The organism is Micromonospora sp., assembly GCF_048594385.1.
Lineage (GTDB): Bacteria > Actinomycetota > Actinomycetes > Mycobacteriales > Micromonosporaceae > Micromonospora > Micromonospora wenchangensis.
Genome location: NZ_JBMDWU010000299.1, coordinates 1 through 3096 on the forward strand (window position 1 = coordinate 1; position 3096 = coordinate 3096).

3 protein-coding genes are annotated in these 3096 nt (G+C 72.5%); all 3 read right to left on the minus strand.

The genetic code is table 11. The features are described 5' to 3' along the window. Positions 1-147 precede the first annotated feature (147 nt). Entirely contained in the window at positions 148-1296 is a 1149-nt protein-coding gene (locus ACOJTC_RS15950; protein ID WP_420117466.1) for a serine hydrolase domain-containing protein, read from the minus strand. A gap of 2 nt (positions 1297-1298) precedes the next feature. After that, on the minus strand, positions 1299-2123 hold the full coding sequence (locus tag ACOJTC_RS15955; RefSeq protein WP_204923135.1) for a carbohydrate ABC transporter permease: 825 nt from the start codon (positions 2121-2123) through the stop codon (positions 1299-1301). Continuing rightward, the coding region (locus ACOJTC_RS15960) for a carbohydrate ABC transporter permease (RefSeq protein WP_420117467.1) at positions 2120-3096 on the minus strand (977 nt) is incomplete at its 5' end. The genes ACOJTC_RS15960 and ACOJTC_RS15955, both read right to left, overlap by 4 nt.

Consider the following 3096-nt stretch of genomic DNA (forward strand, 5'->3'; position numbering starts at 1 on the left):
CCGCCGACGCGCGCCCAGGCGCAGGCCCGGCCGGCGGGCCGACCAGGCGCAGGCCCGGCCGGCGGGCCGCCCCGACGGCGGACGGCAGCGCGCCCCGGGTGTCCCGTCGTCGGGACGCCCGGGGCGCGTGGTGTCGCGTCCGGCCGGTCAGTCGTCCAGGCAGGACCGCAGCGCGGCGGTCAGCAGGTTGGCGCGTTCGTCGCCCATGCCCTGCATCTGGTTCACCACGTAGCCGAAGCCGACCTGGTGGGCGTCGTCGCCGAAGCCGAGGTTGCCGCCCGCGCCGTCGTGGCCGAAGCTGCGCCCGGACAGCAGCGGCCGGGCCGGCGGGGAGTGCAGCAGGAAGCCGGTGCCCCAGCGCTGGCCGGTGTCCGGCGGACCGTGCCGCTGCTGGCCCCGGGACCGCACGACGGTCGCGTCGTCGACCGACGTTCGGTCGAGCAGGGGCGGTCCCGCCACCGGCGACACGCAGGCGGCGTAGAGACGGGCCAGCCCGTCGGCCGTGCTCACCGCGCCCGCGCCGGGGATGCCGGCGGCCTGGATGGCCGGGTCGTTGAAACTGACCAGACCGGCGGCGTCGGCGGGGAACGCGAACGCGCCGCCCATGGTGATCCCCCGGTCGGCCACCGGGTCGACGAACGGCTCCGCCTCGGGCGGCGGGGCGATGTTCCAGGCGACCGTGTCGCGTTCGGCGGCCGGCAGCCCGAGCCAGGTATGCAGGCCCAGCGGCCCGGCCAGGGCGTCCCGGAAGAATGCGCCGGGCAGCTGGCCGGTGATCCGGTGGATCACCTCGCCGATCAGCCAGCCGTAGGTCATCGGGTGGTAGCTGTGCGCGGTGCCCGGCTGCCACAGCGGGGCCTGGGCCTCGATCGCCGTGATCACCGGGTCCCAGGCGAGCACCTCGTCGAGGGTCAACGGGCGGTCGAGCGCGGGCAGGCCGGACTGGTGGGTGAGCAGCCAGCGCACCGGGATGTCGGCCTTGCCGTGCTGGCCGAACTCCGGCCAGTAGCGGGTGACCGGCGCGTCCAGGTCGAGTCGGCCCTGCTGCACCAGCAGGTAGGCGCAGATCGCCAGGATGCCCTTGGTGCAGGAGTAGACGACGACCGGGGTGTGCGCCGTCCAGGGCCGGCCGGTGCGCGGGTCGGCCGTCCCGCCGTACAGGTCGACGACGCGGCGACCACCGACGTAGACGGTGACCGCCGCGCCGACCTCCCCCCGGTCGGTGACGTTGGCGCGGAAGACGTCGGCCACCCGCCCGTACCGTTCGTCGACGTCGCCGTGGATCTGCGGGGCCACTGCTATCCCTTCAGAGAGCCCTGGATCAGGGCCTTGATGAACTGACGCTGGAAGATCAGGAAGACGATCAGGGTCGGGGTGAGGATCAGCAGCGATCCGGCGCACAGCAGCACCAGGTCGGTGCCCCACTGCCCCTGGAACGCCCCGAGCGCGCCCGCCATCGTCCGCTTGGCCGGGTCGTCGACCAGGACGATGGCCAGCAGGAACTGGTTCCACGTCCAGAGGAACATCAGGATGGTCAGCGACGCGATGGCCGGGCGGGCGAGCGGCACCTGGACCCGCCAGAACAGCTGCCAGGTGCTGCTGCCGTCGACCCGGGCCGCCTCGGACAGCTCGACCGGCACGTTGCTGAAGTGGGCCCGCATCCAGAACACCGCGAACGGCATGTAGAGCCCGATCAACGGCAGGATGATCGCCCAGCGGGTGTTGAGCAGGCCGAGATCCTGCATCTGGTAGTACAGCGGGGTGACCACCGCCTCGAACGGCAGGGTCAGGCCGAGCAGCAGCAGGGCGAACACGATCCGGCCACCGGGGACCCGGAGCTGACCCAGTCCGAAGCCGGCCATGGTGGCGATCAGCACCGAGACCGGCACCACCCCGGCCACGATGAGCAGGCTGGAGCGCAGCAGCGCGCCCATGTTCGCCACCGTGAAGGCGTCGGCGAAGTTGCTCCACTGCGGATCCGACGGCCAGGCCAGGCCGCTGGGCACGGTGCCCCGGGGCTGGAGCGCCGCGGAGAGCATGCTGACGAACGGCAGCAGGGTGACCACGACCAGGACGAGCAGGAAGACCCGGCCGGTCAGGTTCTCGCGCCGGCTGAGGTTCATGACTTGTCCCCCCGGGTCAGTCGCTGGATCGGCAGCACGCAGAGCACCACCAGCAGCATCAGCACGACGGCCAGCGCCGAGGCGAGACCGACCTGACGCTGCGAGAAGGCCAGCCGGTAGATCTCCAGGCCGGGCACCGTGGTCTGCAGGCCGGGGCCACCGCTGGTGGAGATGTAGACGATGTCGAAGCTGGCCAGGGCGGCGATGATGGTCACCGTGAGGCAGACGCCGATCTCCTGGCGCAGGCTGGGCAGGGTGACGGCGAAGAACTCGCGGACCGGGCCGGCGCCGTCGAGGCGGGCCGCCTCGTACAGCGCGGGGTCGATCTTGCTCATGCCGGTGACCAGCAGGATCGTGCAGAGGCCGAGCAGGACCCAGGCGCCGATCACACCGACGGCGGGCAGCGCGGTGTCGAAGTCACCGAGCCAGGCGCGGGCCACCCCGCCCAGCCCGACCGCGCGCAGCACCGGGTTGACCCGCCCGTGGGACGACAGCAGCCAGCTCCACGCGCTGCCCGCCGCGACCAGCGGGATGACCTGGGGCAGGAACAGCACCGTCCGGACGACGGTGCCGAACACGCCGGTGGTGATCCGGCGGACCAGGCTGGCCACCAGCAGGCCGAGCGCGACCGGGACGAAGCTGAAGAAGACGATCAGGACGAGCGCGTTCCCGATGATCTTCAGCAGGTCGCTGTCGGTGAACACGGTGAGGTAGTTGTCCAGCCCGGCCCAGCGGGCCACCCCGATGCCGTTCCAGTTGTAGAACGAGTACTGGATGGTCAGCGCGAGCGGGCGCAGCACGAACACCGCGTACATCAGCACGGCGGGCAGGACGAAGAGCCAGCCCGTCCCGCCCGCGCCGGCCCCCCGTTTCCCGGGGGCCCCCCCGGGCGAAGGCCGGGTGGGACCGTCCGGACACGGCGCCGTCCCACCCAGCCCCGTCGGTACGCAGCCGAGGGCAGACGTCATCGGGA